Consider the following 25,398-nt stretch of genomic DNA (forward strand, 5'->3'; position numbering starts at 1 on the left):
GGACTCAACCCACTCGGCGGTCTCTTCCGGATCACGATCAGGCAGCTGGTTAGTCAACCCGCTGAGGATATGGGAGGTATCTTCTCCTGCAGCCACGGGAGCCTCATTTCATCGTCGAATGGCTCATGTTTTCGTATTGTGAGAAAACATTCTTGCTATACGAGATTAGCGATACGGCGGCAGGAGGGTCAACATTGGCGGCAGTGTCGAACGCCTCCGTGCCATCCAAGAGTCCTGTGAACCGATTGTGACTACGGCCGGCCGCACCCCGCCCTTGACCATGGGTGATGCAGGTCATACTCTTATTTCACTATTCAATATCTTGATTCCGCATAGTGGAATAACAGAAACGGCTTCCAGGGCCGGTCTCACCACCGCGGATCCTCCCAGAATTGAGACCTCTATGCAGACCCCTCCACCGGTGGGCGTTGACGCGGCTTCCGACCTGACAGCGCCGTCAGTTTCCCCCGCGCACCCCTCCCTTACCGTCGAAGCCCTGTGCGAGTCAGCCAGCACAGCATCCGGCCAGGCCATCAGTCCCACTCTTTATAACGTGGATCTCGCCCCGACCAAGCGTGCCGGCCGAAGCTGGTCCGGCTACAGCATCTTCACCCTGTGGGCCAACGATGTCCACAGCCTCGGCAACTATGCCTTCGCCATCGGGCTGTTCGCTTTGGGGCTCGGCGGCTGGCAGATCCTTCTCGCCCTGGGCATCGGAGCGGCCCTGCTTTTCGGCCTCCTGAACCTTTCCGGATTCATGGGCGTCAAGACGGGCGTTCCGTTTCCGGTCATGAGCCGGATCAGCTTCGGCATCCGCGGGGCCCAGATTGCCAGCCTGCTCCGCGGAGCCGTCGCCGTGGCCTGGTTCGGCATCCAGACTTACCTTGCCTCCGTGGTCTTCCGCGTGATGCTTGTGGCAATGTTCCCGGGCCTCGGTGCCCTGGACAAAGACTCAATTCTTGGGCTGTCCACCCTGGGCTGGATTGCCTTTGTCATCCTTTGGGTGGTCCAGCTGGTCATCGTCAGCTTCGGCATGGAGATGATCCGCAAGTACGAGGCCTTCGCCGGCCCGGTCATCCTGGCCACCATGGCAGCCATCGCCGTCTGGATCTTCATTGAAGCCGGCGGCGCCATCGCCTGGTCCTCGGACAATGCCCTCGAAGGGCCCGAGATGTGGCTTACCATTTTCGCCGGCGGTGCCCTGTGGGTCTCCATCTACGGCACGTTCGTCCTGAACTTCTGCGACTTCACCCGCTCCGCCGTCTCCAAGAAGGCCGTGGTCCGCGGAAACTTCTGGGGCATCCCCATTAACATGCTCGTCTTCGGCGCCATCGTTGTGGTCATGGCCGGCGGGCAGTTCAAAATCAATGGCACCATCATCGAAAGCCCCTCGGACATCGTCCAGACGATTCCCAACACGCTCTTCCTTGTGCTGGCTTGCCTCGCCCTGCTGATCCTGACCATTGCGGTCAACCTCATGGCCAACTTCGTGGCTCCTGTCTACGCCCTGACCAACCTGTTTCCCAAGCGGCTGAACTTCCGTAAGGCGGCCATCGTCAGCGCGGTCATCGGCCTCGTCATCCTGCCGTGGAACCTCTACAACAACCCGCTGGTGATTGTGTACTTCCTGGGCGGCCTCGGCGCCCTGCTCGGCCCCCTGTTCGGCGTGGTGATGGCGGATTACTGGCTGATCCGGCGCGGTAAGGTCAACGTCCCCGAGCTGTACACCGCATCCGAGGCCGGAACGTACTACTACCGGAACGGCGTCAACCCGAGGGCGATCATAGCCATGGTGCCGGCCGCCGTCGTCGCTCTCCTTATTGCGTTCGTACCGGCACTGGCCTCGGCAGCACCCTTCGCGTGGTTCTTCGCCGCCGGCATCGCAGCGGTGGTGTATTTCTCCATCGCGGACCGGTCGCAGCGGTTGGAAGACCGCGACGGCGAGGCCATCGCCGTTGCCAGCACCCACTGAGCCAGCACCCTGAGTAAGGAAACCCCAATGCGCATACTCATTGCGAACGTCAACACCACCGAGTCCATGACCCGCTCCATTGCGGCGCAGGCACGCAACAATGCAGCGCCCGGAACGGAAATCGTGGGGATAACGCCGCGCTTCGGTGCGGACTCCTGTGAAGGCAACTTCGAAAGCTACCTGGCAGCCATCGCCGTGATGGACGCGGTGACCCGCTACCCGGAGCCGTTCGACGCCGTCGTCCAGGCCGGTTACGGCGAGCACGGACGGGAGGGGCTGCAGGAGCTGTTGGAGGTTCCGGTGGTGGACATCACTGAGGCAGCGGCCAGCACCGCGATGTTCCTGGGCCACAAGTACTCGGTGGTCACCACCCTGGACCGGACCGTCCCGCTCATCGAGGACCGGCTCAAGCTGGCGGGCCTGGACGCCCGCTGCGCCTCGGTCCGGGCCAGCGGAATGGCCGTCCTGGAACTGGAGGAAGAACCGGAGCGCGCGGTGGAGGCGATCATCAACCAGGCCATGCTTGCCGTTACCCAGGACAAGGCTGAGGTGATTGTGCTCGGGTGCGGCGGAATGGCCGGGTTGGATGAGCAGATCCGGCAGCGCGCGGGAGTGCCGGTGGTGGATGGTGTGGCGTCAGCCGTGGCGATCGCCGAATCCCTGGTCCGAATGCGGCTGTCCACCTCCAAAGTCCGGACGTACGCTGCACCGCGGCCGAAAACCGTCATAGGCTGGCCGCTCAACAGCACCGACGTGCCGGCGTCCCTTTAGGCGCTCCTTTAGGGCACGGCGGCGTCTCGGCAGTACAGGAGAAAATAGTGAACTATCCCCAGCAGCCCGGGCGCGTGGCAGTGGTTACCGGAGCGGGTTCCGGAATCGGCCGGGCGGTGGCCCGCCTGCTCCTGGACGATGGCTACGGCGTCGCCCTCGCCGGGCGGCGCGAAGCGCAACTTGTTGAGACAGCAGGCGGACACGAGCACGCGCTTCCGGTCACGTGCGACGTCACCCGGCCCGACGACGTCGAGAATCTTTTCGAGGCCGTCCGCCGGCGGTGGGGGCGGGTGGATCTGCTGTTCAACAACGCCGGGGTGTTCGGACCGGCGGCGAGCGTGGATGAGATTTCGTTGGAGGACTGGGATGCCACGGTGGCGGTGAACCTCACTGGTTCCATGCTGTGCGCAGGGGCCGCAGTCCGGGCCATGAAGGCGCAGGAACCCCAGGGCGGACGGATCATCAATAACGGCTCCATCTCCGCCCACTCGCCCCGCCCCCGGACGGTGGCCTACGCCGTGACCAAGCACGCCATGACGGGCCTCACCAAAAGCATCGAGTTGGACGGGCGGGGCTTCGGGATCACGTGCGGACAGATCGACATCGGCAACACGGCCACGGAGATCATGGACACCATCGGGGTGGGCGAGGGCGCGCTCCAGGCGGACGGCAGCCGCCGGGTTGAACCCACGTTTCCCGTTGAGGATGCCGCCCGTGCGGTCCTGATGATGGCCAGCATGCCTCCGACGGCCAGTGTTGGGTCAGTGGTGGTGACGGCAGCCGGCATGCCCTTCATCGGCCGCGGCTGACCTCCTCAAAGCCCCGGCTTTCCACCTGCTCCCCCCAACTCCGGGGGAGCGGGCGTCTGGCTGTGGATAACAGCCCGGAGCGTTGATGAGCGTGGCTCAATGAAGCATGAGCAGATTGTCCGCTTCCTCCATCTTTCCCGTCGAGGCGGCGAAACGCTCCCGCGGCGGAAGGGAATCGCCGGGCACCGGCTCAAAGTGCGCGACGGCGATCTCATCAATATCGACGGGCTGCGGCTGACCTCGGTGGCCCGGACTTGGGCGGACCTTGGGTCGGTCCTCCCGTTGGAGGACATTGTCGTTGCGGGCGACGCGATTATCAGCGAACACTCGAGGACTTTCGGGGAGCCAAAGCGCCCAAAGGTTCCGCTGCCCGAACTGCGCAAATTCGTGGCAGGCGCCAACGGGATCCATGGCGTCCGCAAAGCCAGGGAGGCCCTTGAACAGCTGCGCGTCGGCGTCGACTCGCCGCCGAAAAACAAGGCTGCGGTTGATGCTGGACGACGCCGTCTTTGAAGCAGGCTGGCGGCAGGTGAAGATCAACCGGATTGACATGGAGCGCGGCCCGGAGTGGGTTGTGTCCCGGGAGGCTAAAAGGGCAGCAGCGCAGAGAGGTCGGCGCGCAGGCCGGAGGCAGCCACCTTGCCGGCAGCGACTGCCTCCGCCCAGCTCAACCGGCCTGTCACCATTCCCAGCCAGGTGGCGGCGTCGCACTCAATGACGTTGGGCGGCGTTCCGCGGGTATGCCGCGGCCCTTCCACGCACTGGGTAACGCCGAACGGCGGCACCCGAACCTCCACCGAGTTCCCCGGAGCCCGCGCAGTGACTTCCTCCAGCGTGTACCGTACGGCAGTGGCCAGGATGGCCCGCGGAACGGGAGCGTCCGACGACGGCTCCGCGGCTTTCCGCCACGCCTCCACCGCTGCGGCGCCTTCTTGAACGTCGATGCGACGGCGGGCTACTGGCATGTGTCCGGCTTCCTTAACGTTGGGATGCAGTGGCAAAGGCAATCAGGGTACCGCGGACGGTCGGCGGGACGGAATTGCGGCCGGGCGCGGGTAGCATCGGGAGCAATATCGTCAGAACAGAACGGAGCCACCCGTGCAGCTCGGCGCATTTTCCGTCAGCCTCAACGTCAAGGACATCGAGGCCTCAACGGCGTTCTACGAAAAACTCGGCTTCAGCCGGTTCGCGGGCGACCTCTCCCAAAACTGGCTGATCCTGAAAAACGGCCAGGCCGTCGTCGGCCTCTTCCAGGGAATGCTGGAGAAAAACGCCTTGACCTTCAACCCCGGATGGGGCCAGGACGCACAGCCGCTCGAGTCCTTCACCGATGTGCGTGAGCTCCAGCGCGAACTTCAGGGCCGGGGCATTCCGTTCCTGGCGGAAGCAGAGGAAGGAACCACCGGGCCGGCGAGCTTCATCGTGGTTGATCCGGACGGCAATCCGGTGATCGTGGACCAGCACGTCTGAACCCAGCGACTTCCGGTGAAGAGAGCCGGCACTCAGTCCAGGAGCGCGGAAACTGCCGGGCCAAGACGGATCTGCCCCACCGGCCGTCCGCCGCCCGTCACCGGCTCCACCACTTTTTCCAGGACACTGGCAACACCGGGGATTTCCACCGCACCGGCAGCGGCAAGTAGCGTCAGGGCCACCAGCGAGGTGGCCCTGACGTTGCCGTCCAGGATCTTGATGGCCACGGAGACACCCTGAGGGGTGGCCATGGCGAGGACGCCTTCGGCACCGACTTTCGCGATGATCTCCAGCTCGTCCATCACCAGCGTGTTGGCCTCGCCGCGGCCCTGGACGGCCCATGGATAATCCAGCATTGATGTGGCGATCGTGGCGGCGCGGGCACTGAAACTCTGGTCGCCCGGAGCCTTTGCCAGCTGCGAAAAGCCGCGCGCCAGGCCTTTGAGTGAAACTGCGGCCACGGGTGCGCCGCAGCCGTCGATTCCCAGGTGGGCGATCCTTTCGCCTGTGTACTCCTCGATGACCGTGCGGACCCGCTGCTGGAGGGGATGGTTCGGCTCCAGGTAGCTGTGGGTGTCCCAGCCGTTCTCGGTGCAGGCCCAGAGGAAGGCCGCATGCTTGCCGGAACAGTTGAACGCCAGCCGCGACTTGCCTTTTTCCGAGCGCACCAGCCAGTTCCGGGCCGTCTCGTCCTGCGGCCACGCCTCGGGGCACTGCAACTGGTCCTCGCGGACCCCGGCTGCCTTGAGCATCCCGGCCACTACGTCCATGTGATCCAGCGAGCCGGTATGGCTGCCGCACGCGATGGCAACCTGGGCTCCGCGCAGCGGGACACCGGATTGCATGGCGGCGAGGGCCTGGAACGGTTTTAACGCGGACCTGGCGAAGATTGGTGTGTTGATATCGCCAAGCTCCGTGACGACGGACCCATCCGCCGCCAGCAGCACGGCCGAGCCGATGTGCCGGGACTCAACAAAGCCGCTGCGCTCGATCACGGCCAGTTCGACGGCGGAGTCCACGGTGAAGGTGGCGTGCGGATTATGCGGCATGTTGCCAGTCTAGGGGCCTGCATCCCGGAATCCCGGCTACTCCACGGTCACCATCACCGACTGCCAGCCGGAGGCGCCGTCTGGAACGGGATCGGCCCGCTGGTCCGTCTGCACCTCGCCGGAGCCGTCGGTGGCGCGCACTTTGATGTAGTGCGGCCCGGGTGTGGCGTCCCATTCATAGGACCACTGGCGCCAGGTGACCAGGGACGCCTCGGTGGACAGATCCGCCTCCACCCACTCCGCGTTGTCGATCTGGATCTCCACCTTGGTAATGCCGCGGGTCTGGGCCCAGGCGGTGCCGCCCACAGCCACTTTCCCGGCGGCAACTTTGGCGAACGACTTGGGAACGTCCACCCGCGCCATCGTCTTGATGGGCCCGCGCTCAGACCATCCGCGTTCAGTCCAGTAGGCCTTGCTGTCGGCGAACCTGGTCACTTCGAGGTCCACCACCCACTTTGTCGCCGAGACGAATCCGTAGAGGCCCGGCACCACCATGCGCACCGGGTAACCGTGCTCAAGGGGGAGTGGCTCGTCGTTCATGCCGATGGCCAGGATGGCGTCCCGGTCGTCCTGGAGGACCTCGAGCGGAGTGGACGCGCTGAAGCCGTCAATGGAGGTGGAGAGCACCATGTCCGCACCATCCATAGGCTTTGCCCGCTTCAACACCTCACGGATGGGCAGGCCCAGCCATTTGGCGTTGCCGGCGAGGTTTCCGCCCACGGGATTGGAGACACAGGTGAGCGTGACGTGACTTTCGATGAGGTCGGCGTCGAGCAGGTCCTGGAACGTGATCCGGACCTCCTCCTCCACCAGCCCATGCACCCGGAGCTCCCATTCGTCCGCGTTGATTTCCGGGACGCTGAGGGCGGTGTCGATTCGGTAGAACTCGCCGTTGGGCGTCACCCACGGCGCGACGCCCGGCACCGGTGACTGGACGCCGGCCGGAACCGCAGCCGCCGCCCTTGCCGGCGCGGGAAGCTGCAGGGCCTCCCGCGCCTTGGCGATGTTGCTGCGCGCGGCACTCAGGAGGCGGCCGCCCGTGGCGGCAATGCCCGCAGCGGTGGCAGTGATCCCGGCCGCGGCAAAGAAGCGACGGCGGCTTGTCCCCGGGTGCGGCGTGTCGCCGGCAACGTCGGCGGGGGCTTCAGGCCAGGCTTTCACCGTCCACAGCGGGGCGACCAGGAACCGCAGGGCCGCCAGGCCCGCGAGGGTCCCCAGCACTGACGGGATGGCGTCCACCGGATCCACACCTGCCCGGGTCACCACGCTGGCCACGATGACCGTACCCATAAACAGGACGCCCAGAACGCCCAGCGCCCACCGGCGGTACGCCACCACGCCCAGCACGCAGGCAAGGGCGCCAATGGTCAGCGCCATGCCAACAAAGAGGGCGGCTTTGTCATTGGTGCCGAACGTAGCGATCGCAAAGTCCTTCAGCCACGACGGCGTGAAATCGATGAAGGTGGACCCCAGCGCGAGAACGGGTGTGGCGCGGGCAGTAAAAAACGCTCCAACCAGCTCAGCCACGGCAAGGACGACGGCGGCAGCCACCACGCCTGCCAGCGCGGCCATTGCGGTGGGACCCTTGAGCCAATTCCGAAGCATTTTCATGACATAGGTTCGGAGCGGAGCGGGCCGGGGATTGTTTTCCGGAGCTGACACAGCTTAGGAGGGGGCAGGGTGCACAAAGTACCCTTGGAGACTGTGAAGGTACTCGTCATCGGCCCCGGAGGCCGCGAACACGCCATTGTCCGCTCCCTGCTCGCCGACCCCAACGTGTCCGAGGTCCATGCAGCTCCCGGCAATGCCGGCATCAGCAAGCTGGTCCCCACCCATAAGATCAACGGCAATGATCCCGACGCCGTAGCCGCCCTGGCCACGAAGCTCACCGTGGACCTTGTGGTCGTGGGCCCGGAGGCGCCGCTCGCAGCTGGCGTTTCCGACGCCGTGCGCGCAGCAGGCATCCCGGTGTTTGGCCCCAGCAAAGCGGCCGCTCAGCTCGAAGCCTCCAAGGCATTCGCCAAGGAAATCATGGCCGAGGCCGGTGTGCCCACGGCCATGGCCATGGTCGCCACCAACGCCGACGAAGCCGCCTCAGCCCTGGACACCTTCGGTGCGCCCTACGTGGTGAAGGACGACGGGCTCGCCGCCGGCAAGGGGGTGGTGGTCACCAGGAACCGCGACGAAGCCCTGGCCCACGCACAGTCCTGCTTCGACGCCGGCGGCTCGGTGGTGATCGAGGAGTTCCTGGACGGCCCCGAGGTTTCCATTTTTGTCCTCTGCGACGGCCAGAACACCGTGCCCCTCTCACCGGCCCAGGACTTCAAGCGCATCTTCGACAACGACGAAGGACCCAACACCGGCGGCATGGGGGCCTACACCCCACTGGAATGGGCGCCGGCAGGCCTTGTCCAGGAAGTTATTGACCGCGTGGCCCAGCCCACTGTCAACGAGATGGCCCGCCGCGGAACCCCCTTTGTGGGCGTACTGTTCGTGGGGCTCGCGCTGACCTCGCGCGGCACCCGCGTCATCGAATTCAACGTCCGCTTCGGTGACCCGGAAACCCAGGCCGTGCTGGCCCGGCTCAAGACACCCCTTGGTGCCCTGCTCCTGGCAGCCGCCAAGGGCGAATTGGACAAGGCAGAAGAGCTGCGCTGGGCGAAGGAAACGGCAGTCGCCGTCGTCGTAGCGTCCGAAAATTACCCTGAAACTCCGCGCACCGGCGACCGCATCCGCGGGCTGAAAAAGGTGGAGGAGCTGGAGGGCGTGCACGTGATCCACGCTGGCACCTCCTTTGATGAGTACGGCAAGGTGGTTTCCGCCGGTGGCCGGGTGCTCGCGGTTGTGGCACTCGGCAGCGACCTGGTGGAGGCACGCGAAAAAGCGTACGACGGCGTGGAGCTGGTGCAGCTGGAAGGCTCGCAGTTCCGCAGTGACATCGGTGGCAAGGCTGCCCGTGGCGAGATCAAGGTCCCGTCCGCATCGACCAGTTCCCTGCCTGTGACGAAAGCGAAGGCCTAGCATGAGCGACAATCCTGCAGCACGCGGTTTCAACGCCAGGACCTTGGACCTGCCGGGCTGGACGCACGTCTACTCCGGCAAGGTCCGTGACCTTTACGAACCGGCCGACGAGTCCATCCTGCAGCGCGTAGGCCAGGACTGCGTGCTGGTGGTGGCCAGTGACCGCATCAGCGCGTTCGACCATGTCCTCACGAGCGAGATCCCCGACAAGGGACGCATCCTCACGCAGCTGAGCCTGTGGTGGTTTGACCAGCTGGATGTGGAGCACCACGTGCTGGGCTCCACGGTGGCGGACGGTGTGCCCGAGGCAGTCGAAGGCCGCGCAATGATCTGCAAGAAGCTGGACATGTTTCCCGTGGAGTGCATCGCCCGCGGCTACCTTACGGGCTCCGGGCTGCAGGAGTACCGGTCGTCCGGGACGGTATGCAGCATTCCGCTGCCCGAGGGCCTGGTGGACGGCTCGCGGCTGGAACAGGCCATCTTCACCCCGTCGGCCAAAGCGGAAGTGGGTGAGCATGACGAAAACATTACCTATGACGCCGTCGTGGCCATGGTTGGTGACGATATCGCTGCCCGGCTGAGAGACCTCACCCTGCAGATCTATACGACGGCGGAAGCGGTTGCCCGGGAGCGTGGCATCATCCTGGCCGACACCAAGGTGGAGTTTGGCTACGACGCCGTCTCTGGCTCCATCACCTTGGGTGATGAGGTGCTCACCCCGGATTCCTCACGGTTCTGGGACGCTGCTACTTACCAGCCGGGACAGGCACAGCCTTCCTACGACAAGCAGTACGTCCGGGACTGGCTGACATCGGCCGAATCGGGCTGGGATAGGGCTTCCGATACGCCTCCGCCGGCGCTTCCGGAAGAGGTCATCGCACGTACCCGCAGCCGCTACGTTGAGGCCTACGAGAAACTGACCGGAAAAACCTTCGCCTGATACCGTCGCCTGACGGAGCCCCAGCTGCTCCCGGCGAATCGTGTGCTGCTAACTGGCCGCCGTGGCAGCAGCTGCCCGCTTTTGGGCCAGTTTTATTTCCAGGACCGCGTCCAGTGCCTGCTGGACGCGGTCTGCTGCTCCTGCCGCACTGAAGGCCTTCTGGGCTTCCTCGAGGTACACCAGGGCTTCGTCCGACTCGCCGGCCGCCTTCAGCGACTTGCCCAGGAGGAGGGAAACTTCTCCTGCCGTGTGCTTGGCAAGGGCCTCGCGCTCGGCGTGGATTTCCCGGAGCTTCTCCACTGCGGCAACAATGTCGCCGGTCAGGTACAGCCAGCGGGCGCGGATAAAGGCGACCTCCAGCTCATCACTCTTGGTTCCACTGACGATTGAAAAGGCAAGCTCAGCCCGCTCGATGGACGACAGCGTTTCAGGTTCCACTATTCCGGACGACAGCCGTACCGCTGCGGAAGCCTTGTTGAAACGGGCCCACAACTCAATATCGTTTGCCGGTGACAGCAGTTTCGCGGCCCGTTCGTGGTGCTTGACGCCTTCGACGTAATCGTGCCGCATGAACGCCACGTTGCCGATGACCCAGGCCACCTCGCCGGCAAGTTGAGACATGGCGTCCTCATCTACCTGCGCCAGCAATTCCTGGCAATACTTCCAGGCTTCATCAAGGCGGCCACTTTCAGCCAACGCGCCGATCAGCGCCCGCAGTGCGCCGACAGTGATAATTGAGCCCTTGGGTAACTGCCCGGCGAAGGCGACGGCTTCCAGTGCATGGTCCACGGCAGCCGTCAGCTGGCCCTGGCGCTGGTAGACGACGGCGAGCATCTGGCGGGCACGCGCGCCCAAACCCACCGATTCCTTTGCCATAGGATGTTCGAGCAGCCTTTCCACCAGCTGCCTGCATTCCAGCAGGTCGCCATGCTTCAGCAGGCACTCGGCCTGCATGTAACTCATGTTCCACCAGGCGCTGGTGTTTCTTCCGTCCAATGCTATCTGTGCAGCTGCAGCAGCATGGCTTGCGGCGAGCGGGTAGTCCCGCAGGTCCCAGGCCTGGCGGGCGTACAGCCCGGCCAGAACGTACTCAGCGTCGCTGAGGGTGATCGGCTGACTCCAGGCCTCCAACGCCTTGGGCGCAAGTTCCAGCCTGCGTGCCAGTTCTTCGATGACCTCCGCTGTTGGCTCCCTACGGCCTGTTTCCAGTAGAGATATGTAGCTGGGTGAATACAGGTCCTTGCCCAGTTCAGCCTGTGTAAGCCCCCGCTCGAGTCGCTCCGCCCGGAGCTTCTCCCCGAATCCGTTGCCCACGGGATTCCTCCTTTCTTCACAGGTTTCCGTTTAGCGCTTGACAGCCCCTGTGGAAAACATTTTACAATGTATGTCAACAAGGACAGTGCTGGCTTTGTAACGAATCCGACTCGTATTGAGGAACATATATGTTGAAGAAGATTGCAGCGGCAGCCGCGCTGGCTGGGGCCTTGGCGTTTTCTGCGGCGGCTCCGGCCGTCTTGTCTGCAGGTTCCATCGCCGACACAGAACAGGTCTCTGTAGCGAGGACCGGGAACTGGCCGGATCCTGTATCGCAGCCGGTCAAAGAGAAGAAGTCCGGCAGCACCTACACCGCCTACACGGGCAACTGGCCTGACCCGGTTTAGTAGCTTCCTCAACTAAGGAGGCGAGGGTGGCCCCGGAGCATCTGCTCCGGGGCCTTTCCCTTTCCCTGTGAAGTCCATCCAGTCAGGCTGCCAGGAACGCAAAAAGAGGGCCTCCGTAAGGAGACCCTCTTCCATTTGGTCGGGATGACAGGATTTGAACCTGCGACCTCTTCGTCCCGAACGAAGCGCGCTACCAAGCTGCGCTACATCCCGATCCGCTGCAAAAGCAACTTTACAAGAATAGCCGATACCGGTGCCCGATGCGAAATCCGCAGAGTCAGGGTGGGCGGCTAGACCAACGAGTCCTTCCATGCCCCGTGCAGGTCGGCGAAGCGCCCGCCGCCGCCGATCAGCTCTGCGGGCGACCCGTCCTCCACAATTCGGCCGTCGTGGACCACCAACACCCGGTCCGCCGTCTCTACCGTGGACAACCTGTGGGCAATGATTAGGGCCGTCCTGCGGGCAGCGTCCGTGCCTGCCAGCAGCCGGGCCAGGCCGCTCTGCACCAGCCTCTCCGAGGGGATGTCCAGCGAGGATGTGGCTTCGTCCAGGATCAACACGGCGGGGCGGGCCAGGAACGCCCGGGCAAAGCTGATGAGCTGGCGTTGCCCCGATGACACCCGGCCGCCGCGCTTGTTGACGTCCGTGTCATAACCCTCAGGGAGGTCAAGGATGAATTCGTGCGCGCCCACGGCCTTGGCCGCTTCCTCGATCTCGGCGCGTGACGCTTCCGGCCGGCCCAGGGCGATGTTCTCTGCAACGGAGCCGCTGAACAGGAAGGCCTCCTGGGTGACCATCACGATGTTCCGTCTAAGGTCCGTGGTGCTGAGGTTGCGGAGGTCCACTCCATCCAGCGTGAGGGAGCCGGACGAAACATCGTAGAAGCGGGCTATCAGCTTGGCCAAGGTGGATTTCCCGGCTCCGGTCTGGCCCACCAGGGCAACGGTCTGGCCCGCAGGGATGTGCAGGTTCAGGGTGGGAACGATGACCGGCCCGTCGCCGTAGCGGAATTCCACGTTCTTGAAGTCGATCGAACCCCTGGCGTTCTTCAGGGCGACAGGATTCTTGGGTGGCCGCACTGTGGGGACTTCCTCCAGGAGGCCGGACACCTTTTCCAGCGCTGCCTGGGCACTCTGGAAGGAGTTGTAGAACATCGCCATCTGGTCCACCGGCTGGAAGAACCTCTTGGTGGAAAGGATGAGGGCCAGCAGCACACCTACCGCAAGATCTCCGGTGAGGACGCGGAATCCGCCGAAGAGCAGGACCACGGCGACGCAGACGTTGCCGATCAGCACCAGCCCGGGTTGGAAGATCCCGTTGAGGTTGATGGACCGGACGGTGACCAGCCTGTAGTCCTCCGCGAGCTTCCCGTAACGTTCGGCGTTTTCGCGTTCCTTGCGGAAGGCCTTCACTGCCCGGATCCCGGTCATTGTCTCCACGAAGTGCACGATCAGCCGGGCAGACACCACCCGCGACTCCCGGAAGGCGATCTGGGAGTGCTTTTGGTACCAGCGGGCCAGGAAGTACATGGGCACGCCTGCCGCGAGCACCAGCAGGCCGCTGCGCCAGTCCAAAGCGAACACCGTTATTGCGGTGAAAATCATGAACAGCATGCCGGACGCCAAAGAGCTGACACCGGAATCAAGGAGCTCGCGGAGTGCCTCCAGGTCTGAGGTCTGCCGGGCAATAATCCGGCCGGACGTGTACTTTTCGTGGAACTCCAGGCTCAACCGCTGGGTGTGCCGGAAAACCCGAAGACGCAGGTCCAGCAGCATGGCCTGGCTCAGCTTGGCAGTGGAGGTTACGTACAGGGCGGTGAGTCCCGCCGTCGCAATCGCTGCCAGCAGATACGCGACGCCGGTGAGCACCAGGGGCAGGTTGTCTCCGGCCTGCAGGGCGGGCAGCGCGTTGTCGATGCCGAAGGCGATCAGCGCCGGGCCGGCCACCCGTGCGGCCTGGGAGAGGACCACGGTGGCTATCGTCAGCCAGAACCGCAGCCGGACCGGCCGGATGAGGGAGCGCAGCAGTGCCAGCGACCGGCGTCGTACGGCCCTGCTGTCGCTCTTGCTGAGGTGGGCGTTGTCTTCGTTGGCGGTGCCAAACGTTGCGGTGCTCATCGGGTTACTTCCTCTGCCGGGATACCCGCTTCTTTGAGCTCCGACAGCTCGGAGTCCAGGTCCCGGGGTTCCTGGTCAAGGCTGGCGATGACGTAGCGGTAATGGTCGTTGCCGGCCAGCAGTTCCGTATGGGTTCCGACGGCGGTGATGCGGCCGTCCTCCAGCAGCGCCACCCGGTCCGCCAAAGCAACTGTGGACGGCCGGTGGGCCACGATCAGCGTTGTCGTGTCCTTCAGTACGGCGCGGAGCCGCGTTTCCACGAGTTCCTCGGTGTGGACGTCCAGGGCGGACAGCGGGTCATCCAGCACCAGCACCTTCGGGCGGGCGGCAATGGCCCGGGCCAGGGCTATCCGCTGCCGCTGCCCGCCGGACAGGCTGAGGCCTTCCTCGCCGATGAGGGTGTCCAGGCCCTCGGGCAGGGAATAGGCAAAGTGCGCCTGCGCCACGTCCAGGGCCTCCTCCAGGACGGCATCAGTGCGGACCGGGGCGCCGAGCAGGACGTTGTCGCGCACCGAATTGGAGAACAGCGTGGTGTCCTCGAAGGCGACTGCCACGATGCGGCGGAGCTCCTCCACGTCAAAGTCCCGCAGGTCCACGCCGTCGATGGTGATGGAGCCGTCGGTGACGTCGTACAGGCGCGGCACGAGCTGGATCAGGGCGCTCTTGCCGCTTCCGGTGATTCCCACCAGGGCCATCGTTTCACCGGGGCGGAGGTCGAGGTTGATCTCCTTCAGGATGGGCTTGTCCGGAGCGTCCTCGAAGGCGAAGGTGGCGTTGTTGAAGCGGAGGGCACCAGCGATGTGGGCTGGCAGCCGGGGCTCGGGCGGGCTTGTGATGCTGTTGGCCGAGTCCATCACTTCGAAGTGGCGGTCGACGGCGGTTTTGGCAGTGAGTGCCATGGCCAGCAGCATGCCAGAGAATTCAACGGGGGAGGCGATGACGGCTGCCGTGGCAAAGAAGGCCACCAGCGCACCAATGCTCAGCTGGCCGCTGGCGCACAGCATCACGCCCACCACGAGTCCCGCGCCAAGGGCGAGCTCCGGCAGCAGGGTGACCACCATGGTGAAAGTTGCCTGCTGGCGTGCCTTGTCAATCTCCGTCTGGCGCAGTTCCTCGGCTTGTTCCTCGAAGTTTTCGAGGGCTTCCCGGCTGCGGCCAAAGGCCTTGAGGACGCGGATGCCGTGGACGGATTCCTCCACGGTGGTGGCAAGGTCGCCCGCCTGGTCCTGGCTGCGCCGGGCAACCCTGCTGAAGCGGGTCCGAAACCGGAAACTGTAGGCCATGATGGGCACGGCGGCGGCCAGGAAGATGAGGGCCAGTTGCCAGCTCATGGCGAACATCACGCCAATGCCGATGATCACCGTGAGGGTGGTAACCACCAGCATGATGGCGCCGAAGGCCATCCAGCGGCGCAGGAAGTTCAGGTCCGTCATGGCGCGGGAGAGCAGCTGGCCGGATCCCCAGCGGTCATGGAACGAGACCGTCAGGTCCTGCAGGTGGTCATACAGCGAAATCCGCATCCGGGTCTCCACGGAGGTGGCCGGATTGATAACGAACTGCCGTCGGAGAGCCACCAGCCCGGCCTCAGCCACCCCCAGCACAAGGATGAGGCCGGCCGAGATGCACACGGCTTCCGTGGTGCCCCCCGGGCCAAGCGATTCATTGATCAGCACCCGGAGGACCTGGGGGATGGCCAGGGCAACAACGCTGGCCAGGAGTGCGCACAGAAGTCCCAGGAGAAGCCGGGGGATGATCGGCCTGACATGTGGGTAGAGACGGCTGATGGATCGAAAAAATGGAGTTTGCTTGGCCATGCCCGCTTCTCAAGCTCTAAATCGAATGTAGTTTCCCGTAGCAACTACCCTATGCCATGCCGTGAGCCGATTCACAGGCTTCCGGACCGCATTCGAAGCTTGGCCAGTTATTGCTCTTCGCAATGCTTACCGCTCCTCAACCATCCCGTTGCGCGAACAGTCCACCTGCGGAAAACTGCTTTTCGAAACGGGACTTTCTAGCGCAGCGGAGTCAGTTGGGCGAGGTGAGGGTGAGCAGGACTGCTTCCGGCTTGCACGCGATGCGGACGGGCGCGAAGCGGGAGGTGCCAATGCCGCCGGAGACGTTGACCGGCGTCGTACTGCCGTTGCTTTGCCAATCATTAAGCCCCTTGGCCCGCCACGTGGGGAGGTCGCAGTTGGACACGAGGGCGCCGTAGCCGGGAAGGCACAGTTGGCCGCCGTGGGTGTGGCCCGCGAGCAGGAGGTCGGCGCCGTCCTCTGTGAAGTGGTCCAGCACGCGCTGGTAAGGAGCGTGGATGACGGCAACCTTTAAGTGGGGGGTGGCGTTCTGGTTAATGGTGCCACGGGGCCAACCCGCGTAGCGCTCGCGGTTCAAATGCGGATCGTCCACGCCGGAAAAGTCGAAGCGGATCCCTTTAAGAACCACTGACTGGTGGCGGTTGGTCAGGTCCACCCAGCCGCTCATGCCGAAGCCCGAACGCAGCCGCGGCCAGTCCAGCACAGTGGGTTTGGGCTTGGCCTTGGAGGGTCCCAGCAGGTAGGAAGCCGGGTTCTTCAAACTGGGCTCGAAGTAGTCATTGGAGCCCGGGACAAAAACGCCGGGGAACTCCATGAGGGGGCGGAGAGCCTGCAGGAGCGGGTCCACCGCCTTCGCGTGACTGAGGTTGTCGCCGGTATTGACCACCAGGTCCGGCTCAAGACCGGCCAGGGACTCCAGCCAGGCAGCCTTCTTTTTCTGGCCCGGGACAAAGTGAATGTCGCTCAGGTGCAGGATCCGGAACGGTGCCTGCCCGCGCGGCAGGATGTCCAGCGTTTCTTCGCGGAGGACAAACTGGTTCTTTTCCCACAGGCCATATCCGAAAGCGGCAATACCCGCTGCGGTCCCGGCTCCGGCGGTGACGGCAAAGCCGCGCCCGATGGTTCGGGCGCGGCTGGCCAACGCACTGGTTGAAAACATCCGGCTAGTCGTCATTGTTCCCGCTGTTGTTCCCGCTGCCGTTCCCGTTGCCGTTGCTGCTCGGCTCGGGCGCGGGCTGTGGGGCTGCGGGCGCTGGGGCTGCCGGCGCCTGGGTGGCCCTCGGCGCGGTGGTTGCGGGAGTCCGCGTATTGGTTCCGCCGCCACCGCCGTTCAGCAGGTTGCTGGGCGGCGCGGGGAAGGGCTCCGTGCCGTAGGCAGGCGCGATCCGGGACATGAAGTTGGAGAACATGGGCCCGGCAATCATGTAACCGTCAATGCCCTGGTAGAACTTCCCGTTGACGGTGATGTTCTGGCCGGAGCGGTCCTGGGCGCCCAGGGCGTCACCGAACCATGCAGCGGTGGCAAGGCCGGTGGTGTGGCCAACAACCCAGGTGGAGCCGTTGTTGTTGGACGTACCGGTCTTGGCGCCGATCGGGAAGCTGGTGCGCGTGGAGATCCGGGGCTGGATCAACGAGCCCGAACCCCGATTGAGGACTTCCTGCAGGGCATAGTTCACGCCGCGGGCAACCTCGGGCTTGACCGCATCCCGGCAGCTGGTGGACTGTGCCGGAAGCTGGGCGCCGGTCTGGTCCGTGACGGAGGTGACGGCGATGGCCTCGCAGTACTTTCCGTCATTGGCGAACGTCGCGAAGGCACTGGCCATGGTCAGCGGGGCGGTCTGCGTGGAACCCAGCAGGTTGCCCAGCGTGGACATGTTGATCTTGGGGTTCGGTTCGCCGTCAGCCGGAAGCCCGCCATGGAGTCCCGTAGCGTCAACGATCTTCTGGATTCCGCAGAAGTCCAGTTGAGCGGCGGAGGCGAAGGTCACGGTGTTGATGGAGTTGTAGAGGCCCTCAAGCACGGACAGGGGCCGGTACCACTGCGGCTCGGCGTTCTGCAGGTCGTCGGCAGCGCCGAGTGCCTTCTGGGCGGTGTTGTAGGCACCGGTGACCTGGCCACAGGTGTTGCGCCACGGGAAGTTCAGCGGGTAGCGGCGCTGGGCTGCGTTCACCACCGTGTTCATGGACTTGCCCTCATTCAGCCACTCGGCAAAGGTGAACGGCTTCATGGTGGAGCCGGGCTGGGCACCGCCCAAGCCGTTAAGGTCGTTGCCGTCCTTGTCCAGCTTGTCCACGTTGAAGTTCACCTGCGAGTCGAAGGACCCTTCGGCCGGCAGGAACGTGGTGTTCTGGGCCATCGAGACAATCTTGCCGGTGTTGGGCTGCACGGAAACCATTGCCGCGCCCCACTTGTCCGGGTTGGCGCCGGCAGAGGCGTTGACCTGCTCCTGCGCCGCTGCCTGTGCGTTCGGATCCAGCGTGGTGGTGATGGTCAGGCCGCCGCCGTAAATAAGGCGTTGCCGCTCTGCAAGGTCCGCTCCGTAGGCCGGGTTGTTCTCCAGCAGGTGGAGGACATAGTCACAGAAGTACGGCGCGGTTGAAGCGTAGGCGCAGCCCTGCTTGGGCTGCGTCACCTTGGTCTCCACCGGAGTGGCGACGGCGGCATCGTAATCAGCCTGGGTGATTTTGCCCTGATTGAGCATCAGGCTCAGAACCAGGTCGCGGCGCTGCTTGGCATTCTCCGGGTTGCTGATGGGGTCGAACGCGGACGGGCTGTTGACCAGACCGGCCAGCAGCGCGGCCTGGGGGAGCGTGAGGTCCTTGGCGGAGGTGCTGAAGAAGAAGCGGGATGCGGCTTCAATGCCGTACGCGTCGCGGTTGAAGAAGACGATGTTCAGGTAGCCCTCAAGGATTTGCTCCTTGCTGAACTCCTTTTCCAGGGCGATGGCCAGCTTCATTTCACGAAGCTTGTCGCCCACACCCTTGTTGACGCCATTGAGCTTGATGTCCTCGTCCCGGCCCTCGGCGGCGAGATTGGAGTTGAGGACGTTGTTCACATACTGCTGTGTGATGGTGGAGGCACCCTGCCTGTTACCGCGCGCAGTGCTGACCAGCGCGCGCAGGATACCCGTGGTGTCCACGCCGCCGTGGTCATAAAAACGGCTGTCCTCGACTGCGATGACAGCTTCTTTGACGAACGGCGAAATCTGGTCCAAGGCGACCTTGGTACGGTTCTCCTTGTAGACGCTGGCGATCTCGCTGCCGTCCGCTGCGAGGATCCGGGTGGTCTGGTTGGGCGGATCGACCTTCAGCTCTGCCGGAAGGGTGTCGAAGAACTCGATCGAACCGCTGGCTGCACTGCCTGAGACGGCTGCCGCAGGGACCAGCAGGCCTGCTACCAGGACACCGCAAATTGCACTCACGCCAAGGAAAACTAGGATCTTTCCGAGGGTGGTGGCAGTGTCGAATAATGGGTTCTTACGAGTCGCCATGTTTTCCACTTTACCGGCAAGGACTAGTCTTTCTCTCATGACCAAATGGGAGTACGCCACGATTCCGCTCATTATTCACGCCACAAAGCAGATTTTGGACCAGTGGGGAGACGACGGCTGGGAGCTCGTCCAGGTAGTCCCCGGACCCGACGGAAACGGCCTGGTTGCCTATCTGAAGCGGGAGAAGCAGTAGCATGAGCGCCTCCGCAGAAGCCCCGTCCGGCACCGCTGCCGCACCCATCTCAGCTGTTGAGCAGCGCCTTGCCGAGTTGGGAATCTCACTTCCTGAGGTTGCCGTGCCGGTCGCCTCCTACGTCCCTGCCGTGATTTCCGGCAACCACGTGTACACCTCCGGACAGCTGCCCTTCGTCAAGGGCAAGCTCGAAGCCACCGGAAAGGTTTCCGTCGGCACCGAAGGCTTTGCGGATGAGCCCACGGTTTCCCCTGAGGACGCCCAGCGGTTCGCCGCAATCTGCGCCGTAAACGCCCTGGCCGCCGTCAAGAGCGTCATCGGAGACTTGGATCGGATCACGCGCATCGTCAAGGTTGTGGGTTTCGTCTCGTCCGATCCCTCCTTTACGGGACAGCCCGGCGTTATCAACGGTGCCTCGGAACTGCTGGGCCGTGTACTGGGTGACGCCGGCCAGCACGCACGTTCCGCCGTGGGTGTTTCTGTACTGCCGCTCGACTCTCCGGTAGAGGTCGAACTGATCGCCGAATTCAGCTAGGACCGGTTCTTCCTTTGCCTCAGCTCGCCCGACGCTTGTTTGCACTTCCCCAGGATCTTGAAGGGGCAGCGCAGAGCTGGCTCGAACACGGCGAACGGACCCCGAGGGCAGCGCGCCTCGCTTCTTCCGTTGTCCTGTTGCGTGATTCCCCCACCGGCCTGGAAACGTGGCTGGCCTACCGGCCCGGTTCCTCGCCGCTGGGGGTCCTCGCGTTCCCCGGCGGTTCCCTGGACGCTGCCGACGACGATCCCGTCGGCTGGCTGGGCCCCTCGCCACAGCATTGGGCTGAGCAGATGGGAACGGACGACGTCGGGCTGGCGCGGCGCCACGTGGTGGGCGCCATCCGGGAACTCTTTGAGGAAACCGGTGTGCTGCTTGCCGGCGCCGACATGGCGAGTACCGTCGAGGCCACATCCACGCCGGAATTCATGCGCGCCCGCCTTGCCGTTGCCGAACAGGAAAAGACCTTCCCGGAGGTTTTGGCGAAGCGCGGGCTGTCAGTCCGGACCGATCTGCTGAAGTCCCTCGTGAACTGGCGCAGCCCCGACTTCGCCCACCGCAGGTTCGACACCCGCTACTTCGCAGCCACCGTGCCCCTGAACCAGCAGCCCACACTGCTGGAAGGAAAAGGGGTGTGGGGCAGGTGGGTAAACGCTGCCGATCTCATCGCCGGACGTGACACCACAGCCCTCGGCGATGAGGTGGGCCAGGAAAACACCGTGGGCCGCACCCTCGGCGAGCTCCTGGTGCCCGGGTCCGAGATCATGCTCGAAAAGATGGCGGCTGCGAACGGCTGCATTGCGTACCTCAGCTATAAACGCAAAGCCCATGTGTACCAGCCGCGGCTTGTGGAAGAAGACGGCAGGCTGCTGCTCGAAGTGGAAGCTGCGAAAACCGTCGCGGGGGACCCGCAGCGCGAACGCTAAATTCGGCGGAGCGTGGAGTACGGGCGGCTCGGAAGGTTCCCTGCAGTCCAAGGCCGAACAGACGGTTCCAGCGGAATCTGGCCCCGGCCGTCCTTGATCACCAGGACCACCGTGCCGACCACCGCGGCAAGGGAAGCCAAGCCCAGCAGGATCAAAACAACGGCCATTGCCACGGACATCGCCAAGCACCTCTAGGTCCAATTTTACCGCTTGTTTGCCGCCATGGCTTTGGTTCGCAGGCGGCGGGAGGTGATGGGGCGTTTCGGTTTTAAACGCAAAAGGCCGCCCCTTGGGGCGGCCTTTATGCTGTTGGGACTAGCGGGAGCGCTGGCGGAGGCGCTGCATGTCCAGGATGACGACGGCGCGGGCTTCGAGGCGCAGCCAGCCGCGCTGGACGAATTCGGCCAGGGCCTTGTTGACGGTCTCGCGGGAGGCGCCGACGAGTTGGGCCAGTTCTTCCTGGGTGAGCTCATGGGCCACCAGGACGCCGTCGGTTGCGGGGCGGCCGAAGCGGTCCGCGAGGTCCAGGAGGGCCTTGGCGACGCGGCCGGGAACGTCGGAGAATACGAGGTCTGACAAGGAATCGTTGGTGCGGCGTAGCCGGCGGGCAAGAGCCTGCAGGAGCTGCGCGGAAACCTCGGGACGGGTGCGCAGCAGGTTGTTCAGGCTTTCATTCTTCAGGCCAGCCAGGCGGGTTTCGGAAACCGCGGTGGCCGTGGCCGTGCGCGGGCTGGGATCAAACAGGGCCATCTCCCCGAAGAGCTCACCCGGGCCGAGGATGGCAAGGAGTGATTCCCGGCCGTCGGGGGAGGTACGCCCAAGCTTCACCTTGCCGGAAACGATGAAGTAGAGCTGGTCGCCCTGGTCGCCCTCACGGAAAACCGAAGCACCGCGGGAAAGGTCCACCTCGGTCAGCTCGTCCGTCAGCAGACGGAATGCGTCGTCGTCGAGCGTGGCGAAAAGGGGTGCTCGGCGCAGTACCTCGATGTCCATAAAATCTCCTGAATAAAAGTGTCGGCTGTGGCGCTTGTGCCATTGTTTCAGAATTTTCAAGGTTCTGTGACGAACTTGGCAGCCAAAACCCCCAAGCGGCGGGTGCCGCAGGCGAAGGGGACCCACAGAAGATTGTCAGCGTACGCCACTAGAATGAGGTTTCAACTGTTGATAAGGAGCCTTAGTGGTCGGCTTGACTGTCCTGGACCTGGTCCTGATCCTGGCGCTGCTGTCCTACTTGATTTACGGTCTTCGCAACGGCTTCCTTGTAACAGTTGGCGGTATTGCCGGATTCGCTGCAGGAGCCGTGGCGGCATTTTTCGCGGTCCCCCTTGTGAGCGGCTTCGTTGAGGACTCCGGGTGGAGGCTGACCGCCATTGTGGCCGCCGCCGTCGCACTGGTGGTTCTGGGGCACGGCCTCGGAACCATGATCGGCCGTCAAGTCCGCGGCGCAGTGCGGATTCGGCCCCTACGGGCCGTTGACCGGCTGGTGGGCGGCGCCGTCAATCTGGTGGTTTCCGCGCTGGTGATGTCCATGCTGGCCTTCAGTGTCAGCTCCCTCGGCGTGCCCTTTGTTTCCCAGCAGCTGGCCGAATCCAGGGTTATCCGTTTCATCGACGGCCTGACTCCGGACCCCGTGAAAGCCACCATGGCCCAGTTGCGCTCAACAGTCATCGGTAACGGCATTCCCACCTTGATTGAGGGCCTGGACCAGGGCCCGACAGTGCCCGTGCCGAACGCCAGTACCGACACCCCGGCCCTGAACAGGGCGGCTGAATCAGTCCTGAGAATCGCCGGCACGGCATACCAGTGCGGCCAGAACCAGACCGGCACCGGCTTCGTTGTTTCCCAGGACCGGGTGGTAACGAATGCGCACGTCGTGGCGGGCGTGTCGGAACCCGTCGTGGAGATGCCCGACGGCGGCGCAATGCCCGGCCGGGTGGTTTACTTTGATACCCGGCATGATCTCGCAGTGCTGGCGGTCGACGACCTGCCTGCCCAACCGCTGGCACTGAGCGCGGACCTGCCCAGTGGCAGCCCGGCCGCCTTCGCAGGTTACCCGCATGGCGGACCCTTCCAGTCCCGGCCCGCCACCGTCCAGGACATCACGACGGTGCTGGTGCCGGACATCTACGGCAGCAATCCCTCGCCGGAAGAGATCTACCGGCTTGCTGGAAACGTCCAGCCGGGAAACTCCGGCGGTCCCCTGCTGACCACCGACGGCCAGGTGGCGGGAGTGATCTTCGCCAAGGCGACGTCGGACGCAGAGATGGGGTTCGCCATCACCATGGACGACCTCAACCCGGTCGCAGCGCAGGCGCCGTCGTTGAGTGCCCCCGTTTCCTCGGGGCAGTGCATCCAGAAGTAGCAGCGCCTCCGGAACCGGCCGCAGCGGAAAACCTAGAGGACCTCAGCCAGGTAGTCGATGGCCAGTTTGTAGCCGAATACGCCAGCGCCCACGATCACGGCGGTGCACACCGGCGACAGGAACGAGTGATGCCGGAACTCTTCGCGCTGGTGCACGTTGGTGATGTGCACTTCGACCGCCGGCAGCTGCACGGCGGCAAGGGCATCCCGCAAGGCAACGGACGTGTGCGTGAAGGCGCCGGCGTTGAGGACGATGCCAACGGCGTTTCCACGGGCGGCGTGGATCGTGTCCAGCAGGACGCCCTCGTGGTTTGACTGGACACACTCGGCCACGAACCCGTGTGCCTCTGCAGTCCGGGCGGCTAGTTCCTCCACGTCAGCCAGGGTGGACGTACCGTACTTTTCGGGTTCACGGGTGCCCAGCAGGTTCAGGTTGGGCCCATTGATTACCAGGATGGTGCCGCGGCTGATTGATGAAGAGGGTTCGGTCATGCGAGCAAATCTATCGCCTGGGCGGGCTGCCGCGCATTCTTACGGTGCCCGTCAGCGACGAAGACTGCCCCGGCGTTCCCCGCAGCTCAAAAGAACACGGAACGCCAGGGCAGCCTTCATTTGGCCCGCGGAGGCTACAGCGCCGTGAAACGAAGCAGCAGTGCGTGCTCGGGGTTGAGGATGGGCATGGGCACGCCCACCTCGGCGAGGAAGCGGCCGTTCGCCACTGCCCCGTCGGCCAGCCAGGCCGGGGCCTGGACCTGCGTGAAGGCGTGCGCGTAGTGGCTGTCACCGGGAACCGGCGAGATTGCCTCCAGCCGGTAGGTCCGGTCCGGCTCAAGGCCGGGGATGGTGATCTTGCCGGGCTGCTCATCGAACGCGGTGCGCGTGCTGACCAAGGCGAACAGCGCCGCCGTCGTGCCTGTTTGAGGCGACTCTCCCGAAACCGCACCGTGCAGCATCAGCGACTCGTCCGGCACGTCGGCGCGGACCATCGGCCGCTGTGGATGAGGTCCCGGTGTTCCTTAGCGCATTTAAGCGGCCCGGCGGTTATGTTGCCGGCCAGCAGTTGCTGGCGTCGGTGAACCGGCCCACAGCAATTTTCGCCACATCGAATATGCAGACTATCGGCCTGTTGCGGGCGGTCCATGAAGCAGGATTGGACGTTCCGCGGGATATCGCAGTGGCATCCTTTGACGGTTCCGCCGAGTCCGAATACTCATGGCCTCCGTTGACCACGGTGGAATAGCCGGTTGCCGTGATGGCGGAGGCAGCGGTAGCGGCGCTGGTGGGAGCCAGCCGTGGGGAGAAACCCCGGCACCGGATTTTCGACACCACCCTGCATGTCAGGCAATCCTGCGGCTGCACGTAGCGGCTGCTACTAAAGGGCGTGCTACTCGAGGGCGGCGAGCCGCAGCCGGCCCACCCGCTCCTGGAGGATGCGCTGTGCCTCGGATCCAAGGCCGGGATCGCTGATGACCTCGTCCACTTCCTCTAACGAGGCGATGGAACTGATGCCCAGCAGTCCCCATTTGGTGTGGTCGGCCAACACTACGGTTTTGCGCGCGGCTGCCACGAACGCGCGGTCCGTCTCGGCTTCCAACAGGTTCGGAGTGGTGAACCCGGCTGCGGCATCCATGCCATGAACCCCTAGGAACAGCACGTCCAGGTGCAGCTGCTTCAGCGCTGCTGTGGCGATGGGGCCCACCAAAGCGTCCGACGGCGTGCGCTCGCCGCCGATCAGGATCACCGTGGAGGCGAAGCGGGCGGAACCGGCGGAGGCGCCGTGATGGAACAGGTCGGCAATGCGCACCGAGTTGGTGACAACAGTGATCCGGGGCCCGTTGGTGAGTTCCTTGGCCAGCGCCCAGGTGGTGGTTCCCGCACTGAGGCCCACGGCCATGCCTTCCTGCACCAGCCCGGCAGCCGCCACCGCAATGGCCCGTTTCTCGGCAGTCAGCTGGGTGGACTTGAGGTCGAAGCCAGGCTCATGGGTACTGGTGTCGCCCGGAATCTTCGCGCCGCCGTGGATACGCTCGAGGCGGCCGCCTTCCTCCAGTACTTCGATGTCGCGCCGCACTGTCATGAGGGACACCCCGAGTTGGTGGGCAAGATCCGAGACCCGAACAACCCGTTCCCGCTGAAGAGCGTCCAAAATAGCCTGGTGGCGTGCGACGGCGAGCATCTGGGCGGTTCCTTCGGGCAGGGGGCGGGGCTGCTCTCAGTCTAGGGTGCCCACCACGCTGATGGCTGGGAGTCATCCTCCGCGTGCTGGCT

24 protein-coding genes, 1 tRNA gene and 2 pseudogenes are annotated in these 25,398 nt (G+C 64.4%); 13 read left to right on the forward strand and 14 right to left on the reverse strand.

Annotated features, from left to right (window positions below; translation table 11 throughout):
• Positions 1–403 precede the first annotated feature (403 nt).
• From AC5RUQ_RS20410 to AC5RUQ_RS20425, 4 genes are all read left to right on the forward strand, one after another.
• A complete protein-coding gene (locus AC5RUQ_RS20410) occupies positions 404–1,972 on the forward strand; it encodes an NCS1 family nucleobase:cation symporter-1 (RefSeq protein WP_493949085.1) in 1,569 nt (522 codons plus the stop codon).
• A gap of 27 nt (positions 1,973–1,999) precedes the next feature.
• Entirely contained in the window at positions 2,000–2,743 is a 744-nt protein-coding gene (locus tag AC5RUQ_RS20415) for an aspartate/glutamate racemase family protein (protein ID WP_493949086.1), read from the forward strand.
• Between the two features lie 47 nt (positions 2,744–2,790).
• Complete coding sequence (locus AC5RUQ_RS20420; protein WP_493949087.1) at positions 2,791–3,552, forward strand: SDR family oxidoreductase; 762 nt, start codon at positions 2,791–2,793, stop codon at positions 3,550–3,552.
• Positions 3,553–3,651: 99 nt separating this feature from the next.
• Positions 3,652–4,065 carry a hypothetical protein gene (locus AC5RUQ_RS20425; protein ID WP_493949088.1) on the forward strand — a complete coding sequence of 138 codons (414 nt, stop codon included), beginning with the start codon at positions 3,652–3,654 and terminating at the stop codon, positions 4,063–4,065.
• Between the two features lie 74 nt (positions 4,066–4,139).
• On the opposite strand, the gene AC5RUQ_RS20430 is transcribed toward AC5RUQ_RS20425, so the two are convergent.
• Positions 4,140–4,517 (reverse strand): sterol carrier family protein, encoded by a 378-nt coding sequence (locus tag AC5RUQ_RS20430; RefSeq protein WP_493949089.1) that lies wholly within the window; start codon positions 4,515–4,517, stop codon positions 4,140–4,142.
• Between the two features lie 133 nt (positions 4,518–4,650).
• Here AC5RUQ_RS20430 and AC5RUQ_RS20435 point away from each other — a divergent pair, with 133 nt between their 5' ends.
• Entirely contained in the window at positions 4,651–5,022 is a 372-nt protein-coding gene (locus AC5RUQ_RS20435; RefSeq protein ID WP_493949090.1) for a VOC family protein, read from the forward strand.
• A 32-nt stretch (positions 5,023–5,054) separates the two neighbouring features.
• On the opposite strand, the gene AC5RUQ_RS20440 is transcribed toward AC5RUQ_RS20435, so the two are convergent.
• Positions 5,055–6,071: an asparaginase gene (locus AC5RUQ_RS20440; protein ID WP_493949091.1), complete on the reverse strand. Its 1,017-nt coding sequence runs from the start codon at positions 6,069–6,071 to the stop codon at positions 5,055–5,057.
• Between the two features lie 36 nt (positions 6,072–6,107).
• The gene (locus tag AC5RUQ_RS20445; protein WP_493949092.1) at positions 6,108–7,682 is read right to left on the reverse strand and encodes a molybdopterin-dependent oxidoreductase; all 1,575 of its coding nucleotides are present in this window, start codon (positions 7,680–7,682) and stop codon (positions 6,108–6,110) included.
• 93 nt (positions 7,683–7,775) lie between these two features.
• Between AC5RUQ_RS20445 and purD the strand changes: the two genes are divergently transcribed.
• Both purD and AC5RUQ_RS20455 read left to right on the forward strand, forming a co-directional pair.
• Entirely contained in the window at positions 7,776–9,092 is a 1,317-nt protein-coding gene (purD, locus tag AC5RUQ_RS20450) for a phosphoribosylamine--glycine ligase (RefSeq protein WP_493949153.1), read from the forward strand.
• 1 nt (position 9,093) lies between these two features.
• Positions 9,094–10,032: a phosphoribosylaminoimidazolesuccinocarboxamide synthase gene (locus AC5RUQ_RS20455; RefSeq protein WP_493949093.1), complete on the forward strand. Its 939-nt coding sequence runs from the start codon at positions 9,094–9,096 to the stop codon at positions 10,030–10,032.
• A gap of 48 nt (positions 10,033–10,080) precedes the next feature.
• On the opposite strand, the gene AC5RUQ_RS20460 is transcribed toward AC5RUQ_RS20455, so the two are convergent.
• Positions 10,081–11,346 carry a helix-turn-helix domain-containing protein gene (locus AC5RUQ_RS20460; RefSeq protein WP_493949094.1) on the reverse strand — a complete coding sequence of 422 codons (1,266 nt, stop codon included), beginning with the start codon at positions 11,344–11,346 and terminating at the stop codon, positions 10,081–10,083.
• A 128-nt stretch (positions 11,347–11,474) separates the two neighbouring features.
• Between AC5RUQ_RS20460 and AC5RUQ_RS20465 the strand changes: the two genes are divergently transcribed.
• Complete coding sequence (locus AC5RUQ_RS20465) at positions 11,475–11,693, forward strand: hypothetical protein (protein ID WP_493949095.1); 219 nt, start codon at positions 11,475–11,477, stop codon at positions 11,691–11,693.
• A gap of 136 nt (positions 11,694–11,829) precedes the next feature.
• Here AC5RUQ_RS20465 and AC5RUQ_RS20470 read toward each other — a convergent pair.
• The 5 genes from AC5RUQ_RS20470 to AC5RUQ_RS20490 all read right to left on the reverse strand — a co-directional run bounded on the left by AC5RUQ_RS20470 (position 11,830) and on the right by AC5RUQ_RS20490 (position 19,115).
• Positions 11,830–11,906: transfer RNA gene (locus tag AC5RUQ_RS20470), tRNA-Pro, on the reverse strand.
• Positions 11,907–11,983: 77 nt separating this feature from the next.
• Positions 11,984–13,810 carry an ABC transporter ATP-binding protein gene (locus tag AC5RUQ_RS20475; RefSeq protein WP_493949096.1) on the reverse strand — a complete coding sequence of 609 codons (1,827 nt, stop codon included), beginning with the start codon at positions 13,808–13,810 and terminating at the stop codon, positions 11,984–11,986.
• A complete protein-coding gene (locus AC5RUQ_RS20480) occupies positions 13,807–15,624 on the reverse strand; it encodes an ABC transporter ATP-binding protein (RefSeq protein ID WP_493949097.1) in 1,818 nt (605 codons plus the stop codon). The genes AC5RUQ_RS20475 and AC5RUQ_RS20480 overlap by 4 nt, the downstream gene beginning before the upstream one ends.
• 211 nt (positions 15,625–15,835) lie before the next feature.
• Positions 15,836–16,783: a metallophosphoesterase gene (locus AC5RUQ_RS20485; RefSeq protein WP_493949098.1), complete on the reverse strand. Its 948-nt coding sequence runs from the start codon at positions 16,781–16,783 to the stop codon at positions 15,836–15,838.
• A 4-nt stretch (positions 16,784–16,787) separates the two neighbouring features.
• A complete protein-coding gene (locus AC5RUQ_RS20490) occupies positions 16,788–19,115 on the reverse strand; it encodes a transglycosylase domain-containing protein (protein WP_493949099.1) in 2,328 nt (775 codons plus the stop codon).
• A gap of 37 nt (positions 19,116–19,152) precedes the next feature.
• On the opposite strand from AC5RUQ_RS20490, the gene sp36 reads away from it, so the two are divergent.
• The 3 genes from sp36 to AC5RUQ_RS20505 are packed head-to-tail and all read left to right on the forward strand — an operon-like array spanning position 19,153 to position 20,769.
• Positions 19,153–19,308, forward strand: coding sequence for a Sp36 family protein (sp36, locus tag AC5RUQ_RS20495; protein ID WP_003797879.1), 156 nt, complete (start codon positions 19,153–19,155; stop codon positions 19,306–19,308).
• A gap of 1 nt (position 19,309) precedes the next feature.
• Entirely contained in the window at positions 19,310–19,843 is a 534-nt protein-coding gene (locus AC5RUQ_RS20500; RefSeq protein ID WP_493949100.1) for a RidA family protein, read from the forward strand.
• Positions 19,844–19,857: 14 nt separating this feature from the next.
• Entirely contained in the window at positions 19,858–20,769 is a 912-nt protein-coding gene (locus AC5RUQ_RS20505; protein ID WP_493949101.1) for an NUDIX hydrolase, read from the forward strand.
• Here the strand turns inward: AC5RUQ_RS20505 and AC5RUQ_RS20510 are convergent.
• Positions 20,766–20,948: a hypothetical protein gene (locus AC5RUQ_RS20510; RefSeq protein WP_493949103.1), complete on the reverse strand. Its 183-nt coding sequence runs from the start codon at positions 20,946–20,948 to the stop codon at positions 20,766–20,768. The genes AC5RUQ_RS20505 and AC5RUQ_RS20510 overlap by 4 nt on opposite strands.
• A 136-nt stretch (positions 20,949–21,084) precedes the next feature.
• On the reverse strand, positions 21,085–21,762 hold the full coding sequence (locus tag AC5RUQ_RS20515; protein WP_009359192.1) for a Crp/Fnr family transcriptional regulator: 678 nt from the start codon (positions 21,760–21,762) through the stop codon (positions 21,085–21,087).
• A gap of 184 nt (positions 21,763–21,946) precedes the next feature.
• Between AC5RUQ_RS20515 and AC5RUQ_RS20520 the strand changes: the two genes are divergently transcribed.
• Positions 21,947–23,131, forward strand: coding sequence for a MarP family serine protease (locus AC5RUQ_RS20520; protein ID WP_493949104.1), 1,185 nt, complete (start codon positions 21,947–21,949; stop codon positions 23,129–23,131).
• A gap of 32 nt (positions 23,132–23,163) precedes the next feature.
• On the opposite strand, the gene aroQ is transcribed toward AC5RUQ_RS20520, so the two are convergent.
• Entirely contained in the window at positions 23,164–23,622 is a 459-nt protein-coding gene (gene aroQ / locus AC5RUQ_RS20525; protein WP_493949105.1) for a type II 3-dehydroquinate dehydratase, read from the reverse strand.
• Between the two features lie 134 nt (positions 23,623–23,756).
• A pseudogene (locus AC5RUQ_RS20530) lies at positions 23,757–24,148 on the reverse strand (alpha-galactosidase); the annotation flags it as partial.
• Here AC5RUQ_RS20530 and AC5RUQ_RS20535 point away from each other — a divergent pair.
• Positions 24,137–24,493 (forward strand): annotated as a pseudogene (locus tag AC5RUQ_RS20535) (substrate-binding domain-containing protein); the annotation flags it as partial. The pseudogenes AC5RUQ_RS20530 and AC5RUQ_RS20535 overlap by 12 nt on opposite strands.
• A 21-nt stretch (positions 24,494–24,514) precedes the next feature.
• Here AC5RUQ_RS20535 and AC5RUQ_RS20540 read toward each other — a convergent pair.
• Entirely contained in the window at positions 24,515–25,306 is a 792-nt protein-coding gene (locus tag AC5RUQ_RS20540) for a DeoR/GlpR family DNA-binding transcription regulator (RefSeq protein ID WP_493949107.1), read from the reverse strand.
• Between the last annotated feature and the right edge of the window lie 92 nt (positions 25,307–25,398).

The organism is Arthrobacter sp. MDT2-3 (assembly GCF_059090465.1).

Coding starts and splice junctions, on each gene's coding strand:
- AC5RUQ_RS20410 (WP_493949085.1), top strand. CDS start 404: ATGCAGACCCCTCCACCGGTGGGCGTTGACGCGGCTTCCGACCTGACA.
- AC5RUQ_RS20415 (WP_493949086.1), top strand. CDS start 2,000: ATGCGCATACTCATTGCGAACGTCAACACCACCGAGTCCATGACCCGC.
- AC5RUQ_RS20425 (WP_493949088.1), top strand. CDS start 3,652: ATGAAGCATGAGCAGATTGTCCGCTTCCTCCATCTTTCCCGTCGAGGC.
- AC5RUQ_RS20430 (WP_493949089.1), bottom strand. CDS start 4,517: ATGCCAGTAGCCCGCCGTCGCATCGACGTTCAAGAAGGCGCCGCAGCG.
- AC5RUQ_RS20440 (WP_493949091.1), bottom strand. CDS start 6,071: ATGCCGCATAATCCGCACGCCACCTTCACCGTGGACTCCGCCGTCGAA.
- AC5RUQ_RS20445 (WP_493949092.1), bottom strand. CDS start 7,682: ATGAAAATGCTTCGGAATTGGCTCAAGGGTCCCACCGCAATGGCCGCG.
- AC5RUQ_RS20455 (WP_493949093.1), top strand. CDS start 9,094: ATGAGCGACAATCCTGCAGCACGCGGTTTCAACGCCAGGACCTTGGAC.
- AC5RUQ_RS20465 (WP_493949095.1), top strand. CDS start 11,475: ATGTTGAAGAAGATTGCAGCGGCAGCCGCGCTGGCTGGGGCCTTGGCG.
- AC5RUQ_RS20475 (WP_493949096.1), bottom strand. CDS start 13,810: ATGAGCACCGCAACGTTTGGCACCGCCAACGAAGACAACGCCCACCTC.
- AC5RUQ_RS20480 (WP_493949097.1), bottom strand. CDS start 15,624: ATGGCCAAGCAAACTCCATTTTTTCGATCCATCAGCCGTCTCTACCCA.
- AC5RUQ_RS20485 (WP_493949098.1), bottom strand. CDS start 16,783: ATGTTTTCAACCAGTGCGTTGGCCAGCCGCGCCCGAACCATCGGGCGC.
- AC5RUQ_RS20490 (WP_493949099.1), bottom strand. CDS start 19,115: ATGGCGACTCGTAAGAACCCATTATTCGACACTGCCACCACCCTCGGA.
- sp36 (WP_003797879.1), top strand. CDS start 19,153: ATGACCAAATGGGAGTACGCCACGATTCCGCTCATTATTCACGCCACA.
- AC5RUQ_RS20500 (WP_493949100.1), top strand. CDS start 19,310: ATGAGCGCCTCCGCAGAAGCCCCGTCCGGCACCGCTGCCGCACCCATC.
- AC5RUQ_RS20510 (WP_493949103.1), bottom strand. CDS start 20,948: ATGTCCGTGGCAATGGCCGTTGTTTTGATCCTGCTGGGCTTGGCTTCC.
- AC5RUQ_RS20515 (WP_009359192.1), bottom strand. CDS start 21,762: ATGGACATCGAGGTACTGCGCCGAGCACCCCTTTTCGCCACGCTCGAC.
- aroQ (WP_493949105.1), bottom strand. CDS start 23,622: ATGACCGAACCCTCTTCATCAATCAGCCGCGGCACCATCCTGGTAATC.
- AC5RUQ_RS20540 (WP_493949107.1), bottom strand. CDS start 25,306: ATGCTCGCCGTCGCACGCCACCAGGCTATTTTGGACGCTCTTCAGCGG.